Origin of the sequence: Demequina rhizosphaerae (assembly GCF_000971255.1) — a bacterium.
Classification (GTDB): Bacteria; Actinomycetota; Actinomycetes; order Actinomycetales; family Demequinaceae; genus Demequina; species Demequina rhizosphaerae.
Genome location: NZ_BBMC01000002.1, coordinates 560,045 through 580,949, shown reverse-complemented (window position 1 = coordinate 580,949; position 20,905 = coordinate 560,045). Strand labels below are relative to the sequence as shown.

Sequence of the window (20,905 nt, the reverse complement as noted above, 5' to 3'; positions counted from 1 at the left end):
TTCCAGTACGACATGAGCGACTTCTCCGAGGTGCTCGTCTCCGAGAACTCGATCGGGCGCAAGCTCGACGAGATGGCGGAGGCCATCCGCCGCGACTACGAGGGCGAGGACCTGCTGCTCGTGGGCGTGCTCAAGGGCGCGGTCATGGTGATGGCCGACCTCGCGCGGCGCATGCCGCCGCACGTCCAGATGGACTGGATGGCTGTCTCGTCCTACGGGTCGGGGACCAAGTCGTCGGGCGTGGTGAGGATCCTCAAGGACCTCGACGCGGACCTCACCGGGCGTCACGTCCTCATCGTCGAGGACATCATCGACACCGGCGTGACGCTGTCGTGGCTGCTGGGCAACCTGCGCACGCGCGGCGCGGCCTCCGTCGAGGTGGCGGCGCTGCTGCGCAAGCCGGCCGCCGCGGTGGTCGAGGTGCCGTGCAAGTACGTCGGCTTCGACATCCCGCCGGACTTCGTGGTCGGCTACGGCCTCGACTTCGCGGAGAACTACCGCACCCTGCCGTTCGTGGCAGTGCTGAAGCCCGAGGTCTACGAGAAGTAGCGGTGACCTCTCCACGCAGGTGAGTCACTCTCCCACCTGGACTCGGGCGTGTCCGCGGCGTGTCGCGGTCTGCAGGCACCTCAGCGCGGGTGTGGCGCTCAGTTGGTGTGGAGAGGTCCTCGGGGTCACGCCGGCCGGGTGATGTCCCCGAACCCGAGGCGGGCCCGTGCCCATCCCCGGGTGCCCTGATCGCACTGCTGCGTGTGGCATCGCGGCGGGATCGTCGGATCATGGATCCGGTCCTCGCATTGAAGGAGCTCGGCCGCGCCGCGCGGCTGGGAGAGCTGAAGGAAGCAGGCGTCGCGAGCCGGGCGCTCGGACGAGCGGTGGCCGCGCAGCGCATCGTCCGCCCGCTGTACGGGTGCTACGCGCTGCCCAACGCCACGCGCGCCGACATCCTGCGCGCCGCCTACAGGGCCGAGCTGTGCTGCACCAGCCTGTGCGAAGCGCTCAAGCTGCCGGTGATCGAGCGTGACGGCGCGATCCACCTGGTGGTCCCGCGCGACCGTGGGCGGCGGGTCGACGACCGGCGCCCGCGCGAGGGCGTGGTGCTGCACCGCCACGGCGAGGAGCTCGTCTCGAAGGACGCGCGCGTCGCGGTCGCGCTCGACATGCTCGGGGTGTGCGCGGACCGGATGCAGCAGCTCGTGGCGATCGACTCGGCGCTCAACCGGCGGCTCATCACCCTCGGGGACCTTGCGGGGTTCGAGATCACCGACGAGGCGCGCCTGCAGTGGCTCCGCGACCACGCCGACGCCGCGGCCGAGTCGCTCTTGGAGACCATCACCCGCGTGGGCCTGGTGGACGAGGGCTGGCGAGTCCGTTCCCAGGTGCCCATCGCCGACGCGGGCCGAGTCGACCTCCTCGTCGAGGGCAAGGTCGTGGTCCAGACCGACGGTCGCGAGCACCACGACAAGCCGGTCGCGTTCATCGAGGACCGCCGCAGGGATCGGTCCTGCGTCGCCGCGGGGTACCGGGTGCTGCGGTTCACCTACGACGACGTGATGGGCGCGATGCCGCGGGTCGTCCGCGACGTCCGGGCCGCGCTCGCCTATTGACCTCTCCACGCGGACGCGCCCGTGGAGCCCGGATCCGGACCGTTTGAGCGCGACTCGCCGACGACACGCCCGACTGCTGGTGGGGGAGTGCCTCATCTGCGTGGAGAGGTAACCGCCCGGAGAGGCACCCTGTATCAGGAGGGAAACGCCCTGAGCGAAACCTTTACCTTCCGTCTGACCCAGCGCGTAGAGTCGACCACACGATGAAGAACGTCCTCAACCTCCGCCTCATCCTCTTCTACGTCGCTGCGGCCCTCCTGGTCGGCTGGATGGTCTCCGGCCTCCTGTCGCCGCGCGTCGAGAAGGTGGACACGTCCGTCGGCCTCGAGATGCTCGACCAGAAGGTCGCCGAGCAGGTGAAGATCGTCGACGGCGACCAGCGCGTCGAGCTCACGCTCGTCGACCCCGCGGACTTCCCGGACAGCGCGCCCGACGAGTGGTCCGACTACAACGGCCGCGTCGAGTTCTTCTACGTCGCCCCGCAGGGCGAGGAGGTCGTCAACGCCGTCAAGGCCGCCGACCCCGCCCAGGGCTACAACTCCGAGGTCCCGCAGACCAGCGTGTGGGCCACCCTCGCGTTCACGTTCCTGCCGATCCTCCTGCTCGTGGGCCTCTTCTGGTTCCTCATGTCGAACATGCAGGGCGGCGGAGGCGGCCGCCTCATGAGCTTCGGCAAGTCGAAGGCGTCGATGGTCACGCCCGACACCCCGACCGTGAAGTTCGACGACGTCGCCGGCGTCGACGAGGCCGTCGAAGAGCTCAAGGAGATCGAGGAGTTCCTCGAGAACCCGGCCAAGTTCCAGGCCGTCGGCGCGAAGATCCCCAAGGGCGTCCTGCTCTACGGCCCGCCCGGCACCGGAAAGACGCTGCTCGCGCGCGCCGTCGCCGGCGAGGCGGGCGTCCCGTTCTTCTCGATCTCCGGCTCGGACTTCGTCGAGATGTTCGTCGGCGTGGGCGCGAGCCGCGTCCGCGACCTCTTCGAGCAGGCCAAGAAGAACAGCCCGGCGATCATCTTCGTCGACGAGATCGACGCGGTCGGCCGCCACCGCGGCGCCGGCCTCGGCGGCGGTCACGACGAGCGCGAGCAGACGCTCAACCAGATGCTCGTCGAGATGGACGGCTTCGACATCCACACGAACATCATCATGATCGCGGCGACCAACCGCCCCGACATCCTCGACCCCGCGCTGCTGCGCCCGGGCCGATTCGACCGTCAGGTCGGCGTCGACGCGCCCGACCTCAAGGGCCGAGTCAAGGTGCTCGAGGTCCACTCCAAGGGCAAGCCGATCTCCCCGGAGGTCGACCTCGAGGCCCTCGCGCGCCGCACCCCGGGCTTCACCGGCGCGGACCTCGCGAACGTGCTCAACGAGGCCGCGCTCCTCACGGCCCGCCGCGAGAAGCAGCTCATCGGCTCCTCCGAGATGGACGAGGCGATCGACCGCGTCATCGCCGGCCCGCAGAAGCGCACCCGCGTGATGAACGACCACGACAAGCGCGTCACCGCGTACCACGAGGGCGGCCACGCCCTGGTGGCCGCCGCGATGCGCCACACGGACCCGGTCACCAAGGTGACGATCCTGCCGCGCGGACGCGCCCTCGGCTACACGATGGTGATGCCGCAGGAGGACCGCTACTCCAAGACCCGCAACCAGCTGCTCGACAACCTCGCGTACGCGATGGGCGGCCGCATCGCGGAGGAGCTCATCTTCGGCGACCCGTCCACCGGCGCGAGCAACGACATCCAGCAGGCGACCGAGATCGCCAAGCAGATGGTCACCGAGTACGGCATGTCGACCAAGATCGGCTCCGTGCGCCTCACGTCCGGCTCCGGCGAGGTCTTCCTCGGCCGCGACATGGGCCACGGCCGCGAGTTCTCCGAGTCCGTCGCGTCCACCGTGGACCAGGAGGTCCGCACCCTCATGGACAACGCGATGGCCGAGGCGACGCTCGCGCTCACCCAGAACCGCGGCATCCTCGACCGCCTCGCGGAGGAGCTCCTCGAGAAGGAGACCCTCGGCGAGATCGAGCTCGCGGAGATCTTCGCCTCCGTCGACAAGATCGCCAACCGCGACGAGTGGATCTCCGGCCACTGGATCGCGGCCGCCCCCGAGTCCGCCAAGGGCGACGCCATCAAGGCGCGTGTGACGGCGCACGATGCGGCGGTCGCCGAGGCCGACGAGGACGCGGTCCCCGCGCCCGACCTGGTCGAGCCCAAGGACAACTAGCCGTGACCGTCGACAAGCCCCGCATCGAGGCGGCGGTGAGGGAGATCCTCGCCGCCGTCGGCGAGGACCCCGACCGCGACGGGCTGCGCGACACCCCCAGCCGCGTCGCGCGCGCCTACGAGGAGTTCTTCAAGGGCCTCGCCGAGGACCCCGCGGACGTGCTCAGCGCGGTCTTCGAGCTCGGCCACGAGGAGATGATCCTCGTCAAGGACATCGAGCTGTACTCGATGTGCGAGCACCACCTGGTCCCGTTCCACGGCGTCGCGCACGTCGCGTACATCCCGGGCGCGGACGGCCGCATCACCGGGCTGTCCAAGCTCGCGCGCCTCGTCGACGTGTTCGCCAAGCGCCCGCAGGTCCAGGAGCGCCTCACGACGCAGGTCGCGGACGCGCTCGTCGACGAGCTCGGCGCGCGCGGCGTCATCGTCGTCGTCGAGGCCGAGCACCTCTGCATGTCCATGCGAGGCGTCCGCAAGCCCGGCTCCCGCACCGTCACCTCGGCCGTCCGCGGCATCATGCGCGACGCCGCGACGCGCGCGGAGGCCATGAGCCTCATCGTCGGCAAGTAGGGGAGGCGACGTGACGCTCGTCATGGGCATCCTCAACGTCACGCCCGACTCGTTCTCCGACGGCGGGCTCTTCGCCGAGGTGGACGATGCGATCGCCCGGGGCGTCCAGCTCGCCCACGACGGCGCGGACCTCGTCGACGTCGGCGGCGAGTCCACCCGCCCCGGCGCCGCGCGCGTGTCCATCGAGGAGGAGCAGCGCCGCGTCGTGCCCGTCATCCGGGCGCTCACGCAGGCCGGCGTCGCCACCAGCATCGACACCATGAACGCCGCGACCGCGCGCGCCGCCGTCGAGGCCGGCGCGAGCATGGTCAACGACGTCTCCGGCGGACTGGCGGACGATGCGATGGCCGCGACCGTCGCCGACCTCGCCGTCGACCTGGTCGCCATGCACTGGCGCGCCCACTCGGCCGAGATGGACCACCGCGACGAGTACGGCGACGTCGTCCGCGAGGTCGGCGCCGAGCTCGCGGCGCGGGTCGACGCCCTCGTCGCCGCCGGCGTCGCCGAGGACCGCATCGTCCTCGATCCCGGCCTGGGCTTCTCCAAGGTGACGGAGTCCAACTGGCCGCTGCTCGCCAACATGGCGCGGTGGGCCGGGGGGCGCCGCGTGCTCGTGGGCGCCAGCCGCAAGCGGTTCCTCGGCGCCGCCATCGCGCGCCCGGGGGTCGACGCCGCGGACCCGACCGCCCGCGAGGCCGCGACCACCGCGGTCACCACGCTCGCCGCCACGGCAGGTGCCTGGGGTGTCAGGGTGCACGACGCACGTGCCGCCGTCGACGCGCTGCGCGTCGTGTCGGCTTGGGAGAACGCCGCACGAAGGGAAGGATGACAGGCATGACGACGCCTTCGATCAGCCCGTACGTCAAGGACGGGGTCGAGCTCGACCAGATCATCGTCCAGGGGATCCGGGTCACCGGCTTCCATGGCGTGTACACGCCCGAGAAGGAATCCGGGCAGCTCTTCCTCGCGGACGTGGTCGCGCACGTCTCGACGCAGGGCGCCGCGACCAAGGACGACCTCGGGCGCACCGTCAACTACTCCGACATCGCCGACCGCGCCGCCGAGGTGCTCGGCGGCGACCCGTCGGACCTCCTTGAGACGGTCGCCGAGCACATCGCGCGCGCGATCCTCGAGATGGAGGGCGTCCACTGCGTCGACGTGGTCGTGCACAAGCCGCAGGCGCCGCTGCACGTCGAGTTCCGCGACGTCATGGTGAAGATCCGCCGCGACCTCAAGTCGGGGACGCTGTGGGCGGACAAGCGCATCGGCTCGTCGGCGGGCATGCCGGGCGACCCGTTCGCGCCGCGCGTGCACTCCGACAACCCCGCCGACAATCCGCCGCTCCAGCCCGTGGTCGCGTACCTCGCGCTCGGCGGCAACATCGGCGACGTCGACTCGACCTTCCGCGAGGCGCTGTGGGAGCTGCACAAGATCCCCGGGATCATGGTCCAGCGCGCGTCGTCCCTGTTCAAGACCACCCCCGTCGGCGGTCCCGAGCAGGACGACTTCCTCAACGCCGTCGTCGAGGTCATGACCGCGCTCGCGCCGCGCGAGCTGCTGGCCGCGTGCCAGGGCGTCGAGGTGCTCCACGGCCGCGAGCGGCACGAGGAGAACGGCCCGCGCACGCTCGACCTCGACATCATCGCGTACGGCGACCGCACCATCGACGCCGACGACCTCGTGGTGCCGCACCCGCGCGCCACCGAGCGCGCGTTCGTGCTCAAGCCGTGGGCGACCGTCGCGCCGAACTACGAGATCCCCGGCGCGGGCCGCGTGGGCGACCTCGCCGACGCGATCGGCGACGAGGGGGTCACGATGGTCCAGGAGCGGTGGCCGCAGCAGGACGCCGCGGCCGCGCAGCCGTGACCCGCGTCCGTCGGAGCGTCCCGTGGAGCCGCTGAGCCGCATCCGCCTCGTCGTGCTCGCGGCGATCATGGGCGTGGTCTCGTGGGGCGTGTCCCGCACTGCGGTGAACTCCGGCGCCTCGCCGATGTCCGTGCCGTGGACCGTCGTCGCGATCGCGGTGGCGCTCGCGGGGGTCGCGGCGTGGCTCGGCTGGACCGTGCGTCAGTACCGGCGCGGCAAGAACCCCGGGCTCAGCGGCCTGCGCGCCGCCCGCACCGCGGTGTTCTCGCAGGCGGCGGCGTACACGGGCGCGATCATGACGGGCGCGTTCGGCGGCTACGGCCTCGCGATCGCGGTCGAGTGGTCGCACAGCCCGCGCCGCGAGGTCGCGATCTCGGCGTTCATCGCCGCGGCGGGCGGGCTCGTGCTCGTGGTGGCCGCGCTGCTGGCCGAGCACTGGTGCAAGGACGACTCCTCCGACGACAACGAGGGCGGCAAGGCCCCGGCCTGAGCGTCCGCCCCGCCGCCGCTCTCACGCATTGGGTAGATGGCGGTCGCTTTCCCGAGGTTCCTGCGCGCCATGGGTAGACCAGTGTCGGTCGGTGGTCGGCGCCCGCGGCAGCCCCTCGCCTCCCGCTCCGCGATCCTCCTGCCCCTGAAGCGACAACCGTCTACCCATACGAGGCAGAGACCTCCGCAGACCGACAACCATGCACCCATTGCGGGAGGGGGTCGGGTGGGAGGGCGAAACCCCGGAGCGGCCGTCCACGCGCGAGCCGGACCCTGGCAGACTGGAGCCATGTCCTGGTACGACAACGCGGCCGCTCCTTGGAACTTCGTCTCCCGCAAGCTCATCACCGCGCGGATGGTGACGATGTGGATCTGGCTCGGCCTGCTCATCATCGGCGGCCTGGTCGCCGCGCTGATCACCGGTGCCGCGCTCCTTCTCCTGGTCCCGGCGGCCGCGCTGCTGCTCGGCGGCTGGGGCAGCTGGCTCATCGTCCGCCAGGTCACCGCGCACGCGTGGGCCGAGGACGAGGAGGACCTGCTGGTCCGCCGCGGCCGCATGTTCCGCTCGGTGACCGTGGTGCCCTACGGCCGCATGCAGTTCGTCGACGTCAAGGCCGGCCCGATCGAGCGCGCGCTCGGCATCGCCAAGGTCCAGCTCCACACCGCCTCGCCCGGCACCGACGCCTCGATCTCGGGCGTCCCCGCCGCCGAGGCCGACCGCCTCCGCGACCGCCTCACCACCCGCGGCGAGGCCCGCCTCGCCGGGCTCTGAGGGCCCGGGACGAGCGCACCATCATGAACGACTACGTCTACCAGGCGCCACGCGAGTGGACCCGCCTCCACCCGGTCTCGCCGCTGCTCGGCGGCTGGGTCTTCATCGGCCTGCTCCTCGCGTACTGGGTCCACAACCAGGTCCCCGCGTGGGTCGACGGCGGCGACGACACCTTCGCCTTCTTCGACCGCTTCCCGTTCCTCTGGCTCGTGCTCGCGGCCCTGCTCGCGTTCGCGGCCACGATCGGCATCTCGATCTGGCAGTGGAGCCGCACCGAGTACCGGATCGGCGACGACGCCGTCTACCTCCGCCAGGGCATCATCACCCGCCAGCAGCGCCAGGCCCGCCTCGACCGCCTCCAGGCGGTCGACGTGGTCCAGCCCCTGCTCGCGCGCATCTTCGGCTTCGCCGCGATCAACGTCCAGGTCGCCGGCGGCCAGAAGTCGGGCGTCGAGCTCAAGTTCCTCCGCCTCGGCGACGCCGAGGCCCTCCGTAACGAGATCCTCGCGCTCGCGGCCGGCGTCAAGCAGGAGAAGGCCGCCGGGCACGATGCGGCGCCCACCCCCGACGCCACCGGCGCCCCCGGCGTCGCCGCCCGCGGCACGGACGCCACCACCATCGCCAACCCCACCACCCCCGCGACCGACGCGGACGGCACCCCCGCATCGTCCGCCAGCATCCGCGGCCACCTCGCGCAGCGGGCCGGGGCGCTGTCCAACCCCGAGGCCGTCCTGTCCGGCACGGAGCAGTTCCGCACGGCCGTCGCCGCCGCCGAGGAGCGCGAGGTTTACACGGTCCCGCTCAAGCGCCTGCTGCTGTCGATCCTGCTCTCCGGCGCCGCGATCACCCTGCTCACGCTCCCGTTCGTGGGCCTCATCGCGTTCGTCGTGTTCCGCGTCGACGTGGTCGCCGCCGTGACCGCGTTCATCGGCACCAGCCTCGTCGCGATCGTCACCGCCGCCGCCGGTCTGCTCGGCTTCTTCTGGACGCGCCTCAACGGCGGCTTCGGTTTCACGGCCGGCATCTCCGCCGACGGCCTGCGTCTCCGCCACGGCCTCACCGAGACCCGCCGCCAGACCGTCCCGCCCGGCCGCGTCCAGGCGATCCGCCTCTACCAGCCGTTCCTCTGGCGCGGTCAGGACTGGTGGCGCATCACCATCAACGTCGCGGGCTACGGCGAGGACCAGGAGTCCGTCTCCGTGCTCCACCCGGTCGCGACCCGCGAGGAGGCCATCCGCGCGGTGTGGCTCGTGCTGCCCGACCTCGGCGACCCCGACCCGTACGGCACGCTCGGCCACGCGCTCCACGGCAGCGGCGCGGAGGGCGGCTTCACCACCAGCCCCGAGTCCGCGCGCCGCGTCGACCCGTTCCAGTGGCGCTTCCGCGGCGTCCGCGCGACCGACCGCGCGCTGCTCATCCGCCGCGGCCGCTGGGAGCGCGAGCTCTTCGTCGTGCCCCACGAGCGCACCCAGTCCCTCGGCCTCACCCAGGGCCCGATCCGCCGCGCGCTCGGCCTCGCCGACGTCGTCGTGCACTCCACCCAGGGCCCCGTCACCCCGGTCGCGGCGCACCTCGCGGTGGACGATGCGATGGCCCTGCTGGACGCGCAGGCCGCCCGGGCGCGCGAGGGCCGCCGCCGGCAGACCCCCGAGCAGTGGATGAGCGCAGTCGGCCTCGAGACGGGAGCCGGACATGAATGACGTCCGCGGGCACGCGGTCAACGGCAACACGCGCCGGCCGGGCCGCCTGCGCATCGGCGTCGTCGGCGCGGGCAAGGTCGGCGCGGTCCTCGCGGCCGCGCTGCGCGAGGCGGGCCACGACATCGTCGCCGCCTCCGGTGTCTCCGACGCCACCGTCAGCCGCATCGAAGCGCTCCTGCCCGGCGTCCCCGTCGCCGACCCCGACGAGGTGGTCCGCGCCGCCGAGCTCGTCCTCCTCACCGTGCCGGACGACGCGATCGGCCCCGTCGCGGCCGGCCTCGCCAAGGTCGAGGCGTGGCGCCCGGGGCAGCTCGTCGTGCACACGTCCGGGCGGCACGGCATCGACGTGCTGTCGGAGTCCGCGACCCCCGGCATCGTGCCGCTCGCGATCCACCCCGCGATGACGTTCACCGGCACCTCCCTCGACCGCGCGCGGCTGCACGATGCGGTGTTCGCCGTCACCGCCCCGCCCGGCATGCTGCCGATCGCCCAGGCCCTCGTGGTCGAGATGGGCGGCGAGCCGGTCGTCATCGAGGAGTGGGACCGGCCGCTCTACCACGCGGCCCTCGTGCACGGCGCGAACCACGTGGTCACCGCGGTCGCGCAGGCCAGCCAGGTGCTGTCGCGCATCGGCATCGAGGAGCCCGCGAAGGTGCTCGGCCCGCTCATCCACGCGTCCGTCGACGGCGCGCTGCGCGACGCGCCGGGCGCCGTGTCGACGCTCACCGGCCCGGTGGTGCGCGGCGACGCCGGCACCGTCGCGGCCCACATCCGCGCCCTCGAGGGGCAGCCGGAGGCGCTGTTCGCGTATCGTGCCATGGCGCGCGCGACGGCCGACCTGGCCCTCAGCGGTGGCCGCATCGGCCCCGCCCAGTACGCCGACCTCATCGCGACGCTCGGAACGGAAGGGATGGGGGACTGATGCGCATCGTCCACACCGCGAGCGAGCTGCGGGGGACCGCCACCCGACCCGCCCGGCGCTCGGGCGACCGCCCCAGCCGCGCCGTCGTCATGACGATGGGCGCGCTCCACGAGGGGCACCTCGCGCTCGTGCGCGCCGCGCGCGAGGCCGCCGACGAGGTCGTCGTTACCATCTTCGTCAACCCCCTCCAGTTCGAGGACCCCGACGACCTCGACACCTACCCCCGCACACTCGACGAGGACTGCGCGCTGCTCGAGCCGCTCGGCGTCGACGTGGTCTTCGCGCCTTCAGTCGAGGAGGTCTACCCGGACGGCGCGCCCGTGGTGACGGTGTCCGCGGGGCGTGTGGGCGAGGTCTTCGAGGGCGCGCATCGTCCCGGCCACCTCGACGGCGTGCTCACCGTCGTGTGCAAGCTGCTCAACCTCACGCAGCCGGACCTCGCGTTCTTCGGGCAGAAGGACGCGCAGCAGCTCATCGCCGTGCGGACCATGGTGCGCGACCTCGCGATGGGCGTCGAGATCGTCGCCGTGCCGACCGTGCGCGACCCCGACGGCCTCGCACTGTCCTCCCGGAACGTGTTCCTGTCCGCCGAGGAGCGCGCGCGGGCCCTCATCCTGTCCGAGGCGGTCATGGCGGCCGATGCGGCGGCCCGGACCGGCGCCGACCTCGACGAGGCGCTCGCGGCCGGCAACGCCGCGCTCTCGCGCGAGCCGTGGGTGGACGTCGAGTACCTCGCGGCGCTCGACCCGGTGTCCGCCGAGGGCCTCGAGGGGGACTACCGTGGAGAGGCAGTGATCGCCGTGGCCGCCCGCGTGGGCGACACCCGGCTCATCGACAACGTGGTGACGAGGATCGGGCGCCCGCTGGGATAGGCGGGCCGGGTCCCGCCCCGCGAGGAGGACCCTCATGACCACTCTTCAGCGCCCGATGATGATCTCCAAGATCCATCGCGCGACCGTCACGCAGGCGGACCTGCACTACGTCGGCTCCGTCACCATCGACGTCGACCTCATGGAGGCGGCGGACCTGCTGCCGGGCCAGCAGGTCGACATCGTCGACGTCACCAACGGCGCGCGACTCACCACGTACGCGATCCCCGGCGAGAGCGGGTCGGGCGTGCTGTGCATCAACGGCGCGGCCGCGCACCTCGTGCACGAGGGCGACATCGTCATCATCATCGGCTACGGCATGCTCGCCGACGCCGAGGCCCGGACCTTCGAGCCGCACGTGGTGTTCGTGGACGGGTCCAACCGCGTGGTCGAGCTGTCCGACGAGCCGGGCCTGGTCCCGGCCTCGGCCGAGGGCCTCGAGCCCTCGGGGCTGCCCGTCCACGAGTTCCACTCGCAGGGCTGGGACGCCTACCACCACGCGCACTGAGCCGCCCGGCAGGGGTCCCGCATCCACGCCGGTAACCTGACGTTCATGACCGCCTTCGTGCGCAGCCTCGCCGCGCCCCCGCCCGGCTGGACCATCGAGACCGACGTCATCGTGGTCGGCTCGGGCATCGCGGGTCTCACCACCGCGCTGGACCTGCGCGAGCGCGTCGACCGCGTTCTCGTGGTGACCAAGGGCGAGCTGAGCTCCGGCTCGACCGTGTGGGCGCAGGGCGGCATCGCCGCGGCGCTCGACCCCGAGGACACCCCCGAGGAGCACCTCGAGGACACGCTCGTCGCGGGCGTGGGCCTGTGCTCCGAGGAGGCCGTGCGCGTCCTCGTCACCGAGGGGCCGCACTCCGTGCGCAAGCTCCTGCGCCGCGGCGCGCAGTTCGACACCGGCCCCGACGGCGGCCTCACACTGACCCGCGAGGGCGGCCACCACCGCGACCGCATCGTCCACGCGGGCGGCGACGCCACCGGCGCCGAGATCTCCCGAGCCCTCATCGAGCAGCTCGAGGCGGTCCGCAACGACCCGGGCATCGAGGTCACCGAGCACGCCATGGTGGTCGACCTGCTCACCGCCGCGCCCGACGCGGACGGCCGCCCCGGCCCGGTCTGCGGAGCGACCATCCACATCATCGGCGAGGGCTCGCGCGACGGCGTCGGCGCGGCGCTCGCGAAGGCCGTCGTCATGGCGACCGGCGGCATCGGCCAGGTCTTCCGCTCGTCGACGAACCCCGCATCGTCCACCGGGGACGGCCTCGCCGTCGGCCTGCGCGCGGGCGCCGCGGTCGCGGACGTCGAGTACGTCCAGTTCCACCCGACCGTCCTGTGGCAGGGCGCCAACGCGCGCGGCCAGCTGCCGCTGATCTCCGAGGCGGTCCGCGGCGAGGGCGCGTACCTCCTCAACGGTGCGGGCGAGCGCTTCATGGTCGGGACGCATCCGATGGCCGAGCTCGCGCCCCGCGACGTCGTCAGCCGCACCATCGTCGAGGAGATGCGCGAGGAGGAGTCCGACTCCGTCTTCCTCGACTGCCGCCACCTCGAGCGCGACTTCCTCAAGCGCCGCTTCCCGTCGATCTGGGCGTCGCTCAAGGAGCACGGCCTCGACATGGCGCACGACCTCATCCCCGTCGCGCCCGCCCAGCACTTCCACTCGGGCGGCATCCTCACCGACCTGCACGGCCGCTCGACCCAGCGCGGCCTCTACGCGATCGGCGAGGCCGCATGCACCGGCGTCCACGGCGCCAACCGCCTCGCCTCGAACTCGCTGCTCGAGGGCCTGGTCTTCGCGCGCCGCGCCGCGCGCGACGCCGCGGCCATGGTCGCCGACGGCGTGCTCGGGCAGCTCGAGCCCGTCGAGCGGTCCGGCGAGTCCGCCCTCGTCCCGGCGACGATGCGCCCGCGCGTCCAGGCGATCGCGCACGAGGGCGCCGGCCCGGTCCGCGACGGCGACAGCCTGGACGATGCGGTGGCTCGGCTGGACCGCATCCGCGCCCGGTTCCACACGGACCCCGCGGCCGAGGTGGTGCCGCAGACCGCCGAGTGGGAGACCACCAATATCGTCGCCGCGGCGTCGGTGCTGTGCCAGGCGGCGCTGCTGCGCGAGGAGTCGCGCGGCGGCCACCAGCGCGCGGACTTCCCCGACACCGACCCCGAGTGGGCGGTGCGCCTCGCGGCGCGGCTCGACCCGGACGGCGAGCTCGACTTCATGAAGGCGCCGCTCGACATCGGGGAGTAGCGCGCAGGAATGCTGCGCCGTGGACTCCGGAGGCGCGGGGTCTAGTGTGCTTTGTGCCGGTTCGCTACGATTGCGAGCGATAGGGCGATTGCTGTCGGGCCGAGCACTGCTGGGGGGTCGGCGCCTTGAGATCCGCTACCGATGTTGCGACGAGTGTCCCTCCTCGCCTGTCCGCGCCGGGAGGTCGGCACCACCGCGCCGACATCGACGGGCTGCGAGCGATCGCCGTCCTGGCGGTGCTGCTCGACCACGCCGGCTTCACCGCGTTCAGGGGCGGGTGGGTCGGCGTCGACGTCTTCTTCGTCATCTCCGGCTTCCTCATCACCGGGATCGTCGTGCGCGAGCACGCTGCCGGGACCTTCTCCTTCCGCCGCTTCTACATGCGCCGCGTGAGGCGCATCGTGCCCGCTCTCACCGCCGTGGTCCTGCTGTGCTTCCCGTTCGCCTGGTGGCTCATGCTCCCGGACTTCCGGCAGAACTTCGGGCAGAGCGCCGTCGCCACGCTGCTCGCCGCGAACAACCTGCTGCTGGCTCGCACCAGCGGCTACTGGGAGCTCGAGAGCGGCTTCAAGCCTCTCCTCCACACGTGGAGCCTGGGCGTCGAGGAGCAGTTCTACCTGCTGTATCCGTTAATCCTGATCGCCCTCTTCTGGGCCTTCCGGAAGAGGCGCGGAGTGGTCGTCGCGTTGGCGGGAATCGCTGCGCTGAGCCTCGTCCTCGCGACCTTCGCGGTCGGCTCGGATCCGGACTCCGCCTTCTACCTGCCGCAGTTCCGGGCGTGGGAGCTGCTTGTCGGTGGGATCGCTGCCTTTGTACGGCCGACCGGCAGGGCCATCGAAAGGCACCTGCCGGTGGTCGGGCTCGTGGCGATCGTCGCGTCCATCGTGCTCTTCAGTCCGGAGGCGACGCCGGCGCCATCCGCGTGGATGCTGATCCCGACGATCGGCACCGCGCTGGCGCTCGTCTACGGTGGTCACGAGTCGCTTGCGCGAGGCGCCTTGTCTGCGCGGCCGATGGTCACCGTCGGCCTCATCAGCTACTCCGCGTACCTGATCCACCAGCCGGTGTTCGCGTTCATCCGTGTGGGGTCGCTCAGCGAGCCCAGCCCGTGGTTCCTGGGCTCCCTCATTCTGCCGATCCTGGGCCTGAGCTGGCTGAGCTGGCGGTTCATCGAGGTGCCGTTCCGCAACCCGACGCGTGTGCCGAGTCGAAAGGTCTTCGCGTACCTTGTGCCGCCGGTTGCGGTGATGATCGTGCTGGGGCTCGTGCTCCATGTGGGTCAAGGCTTCCCTAAGCGCACCTATCCGAACATTGACGCGGGTGGCGACGTATACATCGGCTACAACGAGCGGATCCGTGCCTATACGGTCGGGACCGAGGGTGCGCCCGCCGATCCGGATGTCGTCGTCGTCGGCAACAGCTACGCGCGCGACGCGGCCAACGTCCTGCTCGAGATGAACCCCGACCTCGAGGGCCGGCTCGCCTACTTCGCGGGCTCGCATCTGGAGGCGCTCACCCTGGAGGACATCCCGCGGCTCGAGCCCGCGATCTCTGAGGACACCACCGTCGTGATCGCGGACCAGCTGCAGGGGGTGGACGAGGTGGAGGCGCTCGTCCAGGCCGTTGTGGGCCTCGATCCGGCAGCGGTGTACATCTTCGGGACCAAGGACTTCGGATGGAATCTCAATCCGTATGGCCGGCTTCCGATGGACTCGCGGAGCGACGCGCGCGCGGTCGTCAGCGAGCAGTACGTCGAGTTGAACGACGCGTTCGAGGACTCGAGTCTCGACTACGTCGACGTCATCAGGCTCATCGGGGGAGACGGCGTGACGGTGCCGGTCTTCGACTCGGACGGCAATCCGCTGTCGCCCGACCGTAGCCACCTCACGCGGTACGGCGCTGAGTTCGTGGCCGAGCGCCTGGTGGAGACGCGGTCGCCGCTGGCCTCATTGGGGACCTAGCGGCGTTTCGGGGCAGTTCGCGCCTCCTCCTCACCGCGCGTCGCTTCGCCTCACCCCGGCAGCGGGGTCTGACCGACGTCACCGTGCCTGCGCGACGTCCGCGGGCGGGTGTGGGTGCGCGATGCTCCCGCTATTTATGCATGTTGCGACGGCCGGGCCGGCGCCTCGAGGTTCATGGTGCCCGGTGCCCGGTGCCCGGTGCCCGGTGCCCGGTGCTCTCTGCGGCCCCGCCGCCACCGTCCCCTCGTGCATAAATAGCGGGAGGACCACGAAACCCCCCACCTCCTGCTGGAGGTGAGGGGCTTCGAGGATCGGGGATCAGGCGGGCTGGAAGGCGCCCGTCGCGAGCTCGAGGCCCGGGACCGCGTCGACGAGCGTGAACATGCCGCCGTCGAGCGTGGCCGAGTCGAGGCCGTGCTGCGCGAGCACGCGGTGCGCGTAGTACGAACGCACGCCGGAGGCGCACAGCACGCGGACCGGACGGCCGGCCGCGATCTGCTTGACGCCCTCGATGTACTCGCGGATGTGCGTGTGCGGGAGGTTGATCGCCTCGGGCAGGTGGCCCATCGCGTACTCGCGCTCCGAGCGCACGTCCAGGATCAGGGCGTTGTCCCGCGCCCAGTCCAGGTCGCCCACCGTCCACACCTTGGTGGTGCCGTTGACGACGTTCTGCGCGAGGAAGCCCAGCATGTTGACGGGGTCCTTGGCCGAGCCGAACGGGGGTGCGTAGGCGAGCTCGAGCTCCGCGATGTCGTCGGCGGAGAAGCCCGCCCTCAGCGCGGTCGCGAGCACGTCGATGCGCTTGTCGGCGCCGTCCGGGCCCACGGCCTGGGCGCCGAGGAGCTTGCCCTCGGGCGAGAAGACGCCCATGAGGTGCAGCACCTGGGAGCCGGGGTAGTAGCCGGCGTGGTTCGCGGGGTGCGTGTGGACCACGAAGTACTCGATGCCCGCCTGGTCGAGCATGCGGGGCGAGGCGCCCGTGGTCGCGGCGGTGAGGCCGAACGTGCGGACGATCGCCGTGCCGAGCACCGGCTGCGCCTTGTCGGAGCGGCCCATGATCGAGTCGGCGGCGCGGCGGCCCTGGCGGTTCGCGGGGCCGGCGAGCGGGACGGGGCCCACCTGGCCGGTCACGCCGTGGCGGACGGCGATCGCGTCGCCGGCGGCCCAGATGTGGGCGTCGGAGGTCTGCTGGAACTCGTCGACCACGATCGCGCCGCGGTCGGTGAGCTCGAGGCCGGCCTCGTTGGCGAGCGCGGTGTTGGGGCGCACGCCGACGGACATCACGACGATGTCGGCGGGCACCTCGGAGCCGTCGCCGAGCGTGACCGACACGGCGGACTCGGCGTCCGGGGTGGCGGTGACCGCGGTCGCGGCGACGCCGGTGCGGACGTCGACGCCGTGCGAGGTGAGCTCCTTCTCGACGAGCGCGCTCATCTCGGGCGCGAGCGGCGGGAGCACCTGCGGGGCGAGCTCGACGAGCGTGACCTCGAGGCCGCGGTGGCGGAACGCCTCGGCGGTCTCCAGACCGATGAAGCCGGCGCCCATGACGACCGCGCGCTTCGCGGTCGCGGTGCGGCCGGCGAGCTCGCGCGCCTCGTCGACGGTGCGGAGGTGGGTGACCTCGGGGAGGTCGACGCCGGGGATCGGCGGCACGATCGCGTCGGCGCCGGGGGAGAGCACGAGCGCGTCGTACTCGAAGGTCTCGGTGCCCTCGGGCGTCGCGACGAGCACCGTCTGGGCGTCACGGTCGATGCCGATGACCTCGTGCTCGGTGCGCACGTCGAGGTCGAGCTCGGCCTTGAGGGACTCGGGGGAGTGGAGGAGCAGGTAGCGGTCGTTGTCGATCTCGCCACCGACGTGGTACGGGAGCCCGCAGTTCGCGAAGGAGACGTACTTGCCCTTCTCGAACACGATGATCTCCGCGTGCTCGTCGAGCCTGCGGGCGCGGGCTGCGGCGCTCATGCCGCCGGCGACACCGCCGATCACCAGGATTCGCATGTGTGGTCCTTCCATCTGGGAGAGTGCATCCACCGTAACAGATACCCCCGGGGGGTATATTCCGACCAAGGTCCCTTGCTTGCGAGACCCCTGGTAGGTGCCGAAAACGACGAAGCGCGCCCCTCTCCCGGACGGGAGCGAGGCGCGCTACGGCGACGCTGGCTCAGGCCAGCGACATGAACATCTTCTGGAGGCGCTCCTTGGCGTCCGTCGCGTCCTCGTCGGAGTTGACGCACTGCTCGAGACCGGTCGCGATCATCGAGAAGCCGGCACGGTCGATCGCCTTCGAGACCGCGGCGAGCTGCGTGACCACGTCGGCGCACTCGCGGCCGTCCTCGATCATCTTCAGCACGCCCGCGAGCTGGCCGTGGGCGCGGCGCAGGCGCTTGACCACGGGGTCCATGTCCTCAGGGCTCAGGTGAATCTCGGCCATCGCGTCCTCCTCCGGGTGGGCGGCTGTCGTGCTCAAGGATACCCCGTGGGGGTATATGTCGGCCAGGGCTCCCGTCCCGGAGCGGTCCGTGGCTGCAGCGCCGAGCCGAGAGACGCCCTACTGCCTCTCGCCGTCCGCGAGCCGGTCGGCGTCGCGCAGCCCGTCCCGCACGGCGGCGCGCACCACCCAGTAGAGGACGTAGAACCCGATGGCGGTCACGACGAGGGCGAGCATGGAGGGAGTCTGCCAGGCCGGACGCTGCCGCGGTAGATCCGCGGCGACCCGCCCGTGCCACGATTGCCCCATGACCTCCACGCCGCATCCCGAGGAGCTGCCGCAGGACGCGCCGCTCGACGCCGACGCCCTCGCGCGCATCGTCCGCACCGCGCTCGACGAGGACCTTGGCGCCGCTACCGGCCGCGACGTCACCACGCAGTCGACCATCCCGGCCGACGCCCGGGTGCGGGGCGTCGTCGCCACCCGCGAGGAGTGCGTCCTCGCCGGCGTCGACGCGATCGGGGAGACGATGCGCCAGGTCGCCGAGCGCATCGGCCTCCCGACCCCGACGGTCACCCTGGAGTCCGCGGACGGCGACCTCCTCCGGGCCGGCGCCGTGATCGCGCGGCTCGAGGGCCCCGGCCACGTGGTCCTCATCGCCGAGCGCACGCTGCTCAACCTCATGTCGCGCGCGTCGGGCGTCGCCACGCACACGCGCCGCTGGGCCGACGCGCTCGCGGGCACCCCCGCCAAGGTCCTCGACACCCGCAAGACCACCCCGGGCCTGCGCGAGCTCGAGAAGTACGCGGTCCGCATGGGCGGCGGCGTCAACAAGCGCATGGGCCTCTTCGACTGCGCGATGGTGAAGGACAACCACATCGTGGCGGCGGGCTCGGTCGCGGCGGCGATCGCCCGCATCGGCGAGCGCTTCCCCGACGTCCCCGTGCAGGTCGAGGTCGAGGACGCCGCCCAGGCCCGCGAGGCCATCGCTGCGGGCGCCCGCTTCCTCATGCTCGACAACATGCCGCCGGCGACGATGCGCGCGCTGGTCGACGAGGTGCGGGCGGGTGAGCAGGGGGCGACCGGCACCGGCAAGGTGTGGCTCGAGGCGACCGGCGGCCTCACGCTCGCGAACGTGCGCGACGTGGCGGAGACGGGCGTCGACTTCATGTCGGTCGGCGCGCTCACGCACTCGAGCCCGATCGTCGACCTGGGCCTCGACCTGAGCTAGCCCCCCAGACAGCCAGCACGGATCCGGAACCGGCACCCCGCGCGGAACCCGCGCATCGTCCCTCCTGCCCGGCGTGTCGCGGCGAGATCCGTGCCTGCTGTCGTGCAGAGGTCGCGCGGGGCGGGTCCCGCGGCACTCCACGTAGAATCTTCCCCGTGACTGAGCAGACTGCGCCCGCCCCCGAGACCACGGACGACGTCCCCGAGCAGATGCGCGTGCGCCGCGAGAAGCGCGACCGCCTCATCGCGGACGGCGGCGAGGCGTACCCGGTCTCGGTCGACCGCACCCACGAGATCGCGGACGTCAAGGCCAAGTACGACGGTCTCGAGGACGGCGAGGAGACGCAGGACGTCGTCGGCGTCGCCGGCCGCGTCGTGTTCATCCGCAACACCGGCAAGCTCTGCTTCGCCGCGATCCAGGACGGCGCCGGCGAGCGCCTGCAGATCATGCTGTCGCTCGCCGAGGTCGGCGAGGAGTCCCTCGCTGCCTTCAAGGCCACCGTCGACCTGGGCGACCACCTGTTCGCCAAGGGCCGCGCCATCAAGTCGCGCCGCGGCGAGGTCTCCGTGTTCGCGTCCGAGTGGGCGATCGCCGCCAAGGCGCTCCGCCCGCTGCCGGTCCTCCACAAGGACCTCGCCGAGGACACCCGCGTGCGCCAGCGCTACGTCGACCTCATCGCCCGCCCGCTCGCGCGCGAGACCGTCCGCAACCGCGCCAAGCTCAACCGCAGCCTCCGCGAGAGCCTCGACAGCCGCGGCTACATCGAGGTCGAGACCCCGATGCTCCAGACGCAGCCCGGCGGCGCCGCCGCGCGCCCGTTCGTCACGCACATGAACGCGTACGACATCGACCTCTACATGCGCATCGCGCCCGAGCTGTTCCTCAAGCGCGCGGCCGTCGGCGGCATCGAGAAGGTCTTCGAGATCAACCGCAACTTCCGCAACGAGGGCGCCGACTCGTCGCACAGCCCCGAGTTCTCCATGCTCGAGGCCTACGAGGCGTACGGCACCTACGACACCATGGCCGAGCTCACCAAGGGCCTGGTCCAGGGCGCCGCCGACGACATCTTCGGCACCCAGGTCGTCACCCTCGCGGACGGCTCGGACTACGACCTGTCGGGCGACTGGACCGAGATCACCATGTACGGCTCGCTCTCCGACGCGCTCGGCGAGGAGATCACCCCCGAGACGCCGCTCGCGCACCTCGAGGCCCTGTGCGACCGCTTCGAGATCTCGGTCGACCCCAAGCGCGTCAACCACGGCAAGCTCGTCGAGGAGCTGTGGGAGCACCACGTCGGCGACTCGCTCTACATGCCCACCTTCGTGCGCGACTTCCCGGTCGAGACCAGCCCGCTCACGCGCGACCACCGCACCCAGGCCGGCGTCGTCGAGAAGTGGGACCTCTACATCCGCGGCTTCGAGCTCGCGACCGCGTACTCCGAGCTGGTCGACCCCGTCATCCAGCGCGAGCGCTTCGAGCAGCAGGCCCGCATGGCCGCGCAGGGCGACGACGAGGCGATGCAGCTCGACGAGGACTTCCTCACCGCGATGGAGTACGCGATGCCCCCGAGCGGCGGCATGGGCATGGGCATCGACCGCCTGCTCATGGCGCTCACCGGCCTCGGCATCCGCGAGACCATCCTGTTCCCGCTCGTCAAGCCCACCGAGGACTGAGGGGCCCAGCATGGAGACCTGGCAGGCCGTCGCCATCGGCATCATCCCCTCGATCGGGGTGGGCCTCATCTTCTGGTTCGCGATGCGCGCCGTCATCCGCGCCGACCGAAATGAGCGTGCCGCGCTCGCCAAGGCCGACGCCGAGGAGGCGACCCGCGAGTCCGCAAAGGCAGCCGGGAATTCCGAGCCCACCGCTACCAGCGGTGATGCCGGGGACGATGCGGCGGTCGAGCCGGAAGAGCGTCGCCAGGAGGCGTAGCGCGCGGCGTTATCGGCGCTGGACCAAAGTCGGCCGCCGATTTCCCCAGCTTTTTCGCCGGGCCGTTTTCCATAAACGCCACGGAA

The 20,905-nt window shown here is 71.8% G+C and carries 19 protein-coding genes; 17 read left to right on the top strand and 2 right to left on the bottom strand.

All coding sequences use genetic code 11. The features are described 5' to 3' along the window. Positions 1-12: 12 nt before the first annotated feature. The 14 genes from hpt (at position 13) to AOM07_RS02790 (ending at position 15,228) form a co-directional block, all read left to right on the top strand. Positions 13-549, top strand: a complete 537-nt coding sequence (gene hpt / locus AOM07_RS02855; RefSeq protein ID WP_062311460.1) for a hypoxanthine phosphoribosyltransferase — start codon at positions 13-15, stop codon at positions 547-549. Positions 550-779: 230 nt separating this feature from the next. Next, positions 780-1,607, top strand: coding sequence for an endonuclease domain-containing protein (locus tag AOM07_RS02850; RefSeq protein WP_084830032.1), 828 nt, complete (start codon positions 780-782; stop codon positions 1,605-1,607). Positions 1,608-1,810: 203 nt separating this feature from the next. Then, positions 1,811-3,832, top strand: a complete 2,022-nt coding sequence (ftsH, locus tag AOM07_RS02845; protein ID WP_062311185.1) for an ATP-dependent zinc metalloprotease FtsH — start codon at positions 1,811-1,813, stop codon at positions 3,830-3,832. Between the two features lie 2 nt (positions 3,833-3,834). Continuing rightward, positions 3,835-4,401: a GTP cyclohydrolase I FolE gene (gene folE / locus AOM07_RS02840; RefSeq protein WP_062311183.1), complete on the top strand. Its 567-nt coding sequence runs from the start codon at positions 3,835-3,837 to the stop codon at positions 4,399-4,401. A 10-nt stretch (positions 4,402-4,411) separates the two neighbouring features. After that, entirely contained in the window at positions 4,412-5,230 is an 819-nt protein-coding gene (gene folP, locus AOM07_RS02835; protein WP_228374353.1) for a dihydropteroate synthase, read from the top strand. Positions 5,231-5,235: 5 nt separating this feature from the next. Next, positions 5,236-6,267, top strand: a complete 1,032-nt coding sequence (gene folK, locus AOM07_RS02830; RefSeq protein WP_062311181.1) for a 2-amino-4-hydroxy-6-hydroxymethyldihydropteridine diphosphokinase — start codon at positions 5,236-5,238, stop codon at positions 6,265-6,267. A 22-nt stretch (positions 6,268-6,289) separates the two neighbouring features. Next, positions 6,290-6,757: a DUF3180 domain-containing protein gene (locus tag AOM07_RS02825; RefSeq protein ID WP_062311179.1), complete on the top strand. Its 468-nt coding sequence runs from the start codon at positions 6,290-6,292 to the stop codon at positions 6,755-6,757. A 288-nt stretch (positions 6,758-7,045) separates the two neighbouring features. Continuing rightward, entirely contained in the window at positions 7,046-7,528 is a 483-nt protein-coding gene (locus tag AOM07_RS02820; RefSeq protein WP_062311177.1) for a PH domain-containing protein, read from the top strand. Positions 7,529-7,551: 23 nt separating this feature from the next. Further along, complete coding sequence (locus tag AOM07_RS02815) at positions 7,552-9,228, top strand: PH domain-containing protein (protein ID WP_062311175.1); 1,677 nt, start codon at positions 7,552-7,554, stop codon at positions 9,226-9,228. After that, the gene (locus AOM07_RS02810; protein ID WP_062311173.1) at positions 9,221-10,150 is read left to right on the top strand and encodes a Rossmann-like and DUF2520 domain-containing protein; all 930 of its coding nucleotides are present in this window, start codon (positions 9,221-9,223) and stop codon (positions 10,148-10,150) included. Before AOM07_RS02815 ends, AOM07_RS02810 begins: the two co-directional genes overlap by 8 nt. Continuing rightward, positions 10,150-11,022: a pantoate--beta-alanine ligase gene (gene panC, locus AOM07_RS02805; protein WP_062311171.1), complete on the top strand. Its 873-nt coding sequence runs from the start codon at positions 10,150-10,152 to the stop codon at positions 11,020-11,022. Before AOM07_RS02810 ends, panC begins: the two co-directional genes overlap by 1 nt. A gap of 34 nt (positions 11,023-11,056) precedes the next feature. After that, positions 11,057-11,527 carry an aspartate 1-decarboxylase gene (panD, locus tag AOM07_RS02800; protein ID WP_062311169.1) on the top strand — a complete coding sequence of 157 codons (471 nt, stop codon included), beginning with the start codon at positions 11,057-11,059 and terminating at the stop codon, positions 11,525-11,527. Positions 11,528-11,572: 45 nt separating this feature from the next. Then, the gene (locus AOM07_RS02795) at positions 11,573-13,267 is read left to right on the top strand and encodes an L-aspartate oxidase (protein ID WP_062311167.1); all 1,695 of its coding nucleotides are present in this window, start codon (positions 11,573-11,575) and stop codon (positions 13,265-13,267) included. Positions 13,268-13,392: 125 nt separating this feature from the next. Continuing rightward, on the top strand, positions 13,393-15,228 hold the full coding sequence (locus AOM07_RS02790) for an acyltransferase family protein (protein ID WP_084830031.1): 1,836 nt from the start codon (positions 13,393-13,395) through the stop codon (positions 15,226-15,228). Between the two features lie 318 nt (positions 15,229-15,546). Here the strand turns inward: AOM07_RS02790 and AOM07_RS02785 are convergent, their stop codons facing one another. Further along, complete coding sequence (locus AOM07_RS02785) at positions 15,547-17,226, bottom strand: FAD-dependent oxidoreductase (RefSeq protein ID WP_062311165.1); 1,680 nt, start codon at positions 17,224-17,226, stop codon at positions 15,547-15,549. Positions 17,227-17,389: 163 nt separating this feature from the next. Then, positions 17,390-17,659: a metal-sensitive transcriptional regulator gene (locus AOM07_RS02780; RefSeq protein WP_439644881.1), complete on the bottom strand. Its 270-nt coding sequence runs from the start codon at positions 17,657-17,659 to the stop codon at positions 17,390-17,392. A 304-nt stretch (positions 17,660-17,963) separates the two neighbouring features. On the opposite strand from AOM07_RS02780, the gene nadC reads away from it, so the two are divergent. The 3 genes from nadC to AOM07_RS02760 all read left to right on the top strand — a co-directional run bounded on the left by nadC (position 17,964) and on the right by AOM07_RS02760 (position 20,819). Then, positions 17,964-18,887 (top strand): carboxylating nicotinate-nucleotide diphosphorylase, encoded by a 924-nt coding sequence (nadC, locus tag AOM07_RS02770; RefSeq protein WP_062311163.1) that lies wholly within the window; start codon positions 17,964-17,966, stop codon positions 18,885-18,887. 209 nt (positions 18,888-19,096) lie between these two features. Continuing rightward, positions 19,097-20,560, top strand: coding sequence for a lysine--tRNA ligase (gene lysS / locus AOM07_RS02765; protein ID WP_082101615.1), 1,464 nt, complete (start codon positions 19,097-19,099; stop codon positions 20,558-20,560). Between the two features lie 10 nt (positions 20,561-20,570). Beyond that, the gene (locus tag AOM07_RS02760) at positions 20,571-20,819 is read left to right on the top strand and encodes a hypothetical protein (protein WP_062311161.1); all 249 of its coding nucleotides are present in this window, start codon (positions 20,571-20,573) and stop codon (positions 20,817-20,819) included. Positions 20,820-20,905: the final 86 nt, after the last annotated feature.

Excerpts from the sequence above, each read along its gene's own strand:
- hpt (WP_062311460.1), top strand. The coding sequence starts at position 13 with ATGAGCGACTTCTCCGAGGTGCTCGTCTCCGAGAACTCGATCGGGCGC.
- AOM07_RS02850 (WP_084830032.1), top strand. The coding sequence starts at position 780 with ATGGATCCGGTCCTCGCATTGAAGGAGCTCGGCCGCGCCGCGCGGCTG.
- ftsH (WP_062311185.1), top strand. The coding sequence starts at position 1,811 with ATGAAGAACGTCCTCAACCTCCGCCTCATCCTCTTCTACGTCGCTGCG.
- folK (WP_062311181.1), top strand. The coding sequence starts at position 5,236 with ATGACGACGCCTTCGATCAGCCCGTACGTCAAGGACGGGGTCGAGCTC.
- AOM07_RS02820 (WP_062311177.1), top strand. The coding sequence starts at position 7,046 with ATGTCCTGGTACGACAACGCGGCCGCTCCTTGGAACTTCGTCTCCCGC.
- AOM07_RS02815 (WP_062311175.1), top strand. The coding sequence starts at position 7,552 with ATGAACGACTACGTCTACCAGGCGCCACGCGAGTGGACCCGCCTCCAC.
- AOM07_RS02810 (WP_062311173.1), top strand. The coding sequence starts at position 9,221 with ATGAATGACGTCCGCGGGCACGCGGTCAACGGCAACACGCGCCGGCCG.
- panC (WP_062311171.1), top strand. The coding sequence starts at position 10,150 with ATGCGCATCGTCCACACCGCGAGCGAGCTGCGGGGGACCGCCACCCGA.
- panD (WP_062311169.1), top strand. The coding sequence starts at position 11,057 with ATGACCACTCTTCAGCGCCCGATGATGATCTCCAAGATCCATCGCGCG.
- AOM07_RS02795 (WP_062311167.1), top strand. The coding sequence starts at position 11,573 with ATGACCGCCTTCGTGCGCAGCCTCGCCGCGCCCCCGCCCGGCTGGACC.
- AOM07_RS02785 (WP_062311165.1), bottom strand. The coding sequence starts at position 17,226 with ATGCGAATCCTGGTGATCGGCGGTGTCGCCGGCGGCATGAGCGCCGCA.
- AOM07_RS02780 (WP_439644881.1), bottom strand. The coding sequence starts at position 17,659 with ATGGCCGAGATTCACCTGAGCCCTGAGGACATGGACCCCGTGGTCAAG.
- nadC (WP_062311163.1), top strand. The coding sequence starts at position 17,964 with ATGACCTCCACGCCGCATCCCGAGGAGCTGCCGCAGGACGCGCCGCTC.
- lysS (WP_082101615.1), top strand. The coding sequence starts at position 19,097 with ATGCGCGTGCGCCGCGAGAAGCGCGACCGCCTCATCGCGGACGGCGGC.
- AOM07_RS02760 (WP_062311161.1), top strand. The coding sequence starts at position 20,571 with ATGGAGACCTGGCAGGCCGTCGCCATCGGCATCATCCCCTCGATCGGG.